The organism is Microcoleus sp. LAD1_D5 (genome assembly GCF_036702115.1).
Taxonomy (GTDB): Bacteria; Cyanobacteriota; Cyanobacteriia; order Cyanobacteriales; family Microcoleaceae; genus Microcoleus.
Map to the genome: position 1 here is coordinate 1 of NZ_JAUBSA010000143.1, position 1,152 is coordinate 1,152.

The following is a 1,152-nucleotide window of genomic DNA, read 5'->3' on the forward strand; positions in this document are numbered from 1 at the left end:
CTGTGATTTATTGCGTAAGCGTTGCTTGCCGTAGGCGTCGCATCCCTCTTTAAAAACTGTCCGGAGTATTGGTTTAAAGGAGTTTTAAGTAATGTCATAAAGTCCTGTTTCTTTGATACTTTACACAAAGTTAACAAATCTTCTGCATTGGGGATGCTTTACATCTGCCGTGCTTTGCTAACAGTCTGGTGGGCAATAGCGCTAATACTTTATTAGTGCTTAATTTCTATGGTTTTTGGCTCTTTCACAGTCATCCTACCAAAAATTATATTGGCGATCGTAAAGTTCCTGTAAAGTCTTTAATGTAAAAAAATCCGTATTCCTACGTATTGCTTTTTTTGTTTCTAATAATATAAAAACGAGGTGAAATTTGGATTAAAATCTGACACCTTGGCAAATATCACTAAAGCTTCTTCACAAATAAATGCAATACTTCCCTGCTTCGTTGAAACACTAAACAAGCAGTCTTGAAAGTTTACCTTTTGAGGAAAATTTCAGGTGGCTCGAAATGCTCAAAAACGCACCGGAGAAAACATAAAAACATAATAAGGCGATCGCTTCTCAACAACTGATTTAACCAACTATTTTTCAGGGGTACAAATGGCTGAACTTAACATCTGGGCATTGGCTGACGGCAAAACCTACACAGGTAGTGTTGGCGCTACAAATATCTACGACCTGTACAAATTTAACATCAACAGTCCGGGAAGTTTCCAATTTTCGATCGACGGTTTGAGCGGGAATGCCGACGTATTTCTGTTAAACTCTAGTGGTGCAACACTTTACAGTTCCACCAACGCGGGAACCGATGCAGAAACAATTAGTGTTGACAGCTTACTAGCCGGAGACTATACAGTCAAAGTTTTGCAAATCACTGGCGACATCAAATATACGCTGAATTTAGCACCAACTAGCACTCAAAAAGCCTCCGACGCAGACACCCTCACAGGTGCAACATCAGATTCTCCACTTCCCTCAAACAGCGCCGCAACTTCGGAAAAACCCACTGCAAACAAAGATGTAATTACAGGAACTCCTGTAGATGAAAAGACTGTCACCGCAGAAACAACATCAACAACTACCGACAAACCAGTCACTACAGACTCCGCAACAACTCTCACATCTGAACCGGAAAAACCTGTAGCAACGACT

At 40.7% G+C, this 1,152-nt stretch carries 1 protein-coding gene; it reads left to right on the top strand.

What is annotated here, in order from left to right; all coding sequences use genetic code 11:
• Nucleotides 1-600: 600 nt before the first annotated feature.
• Nucleotides 601-1,152 (top strand): PPC domain-containing protein (locus QUA70_RS27805; protein WP_333350990.1); only part of this gene is annotated, 552 nt, incomplete at its 3' end.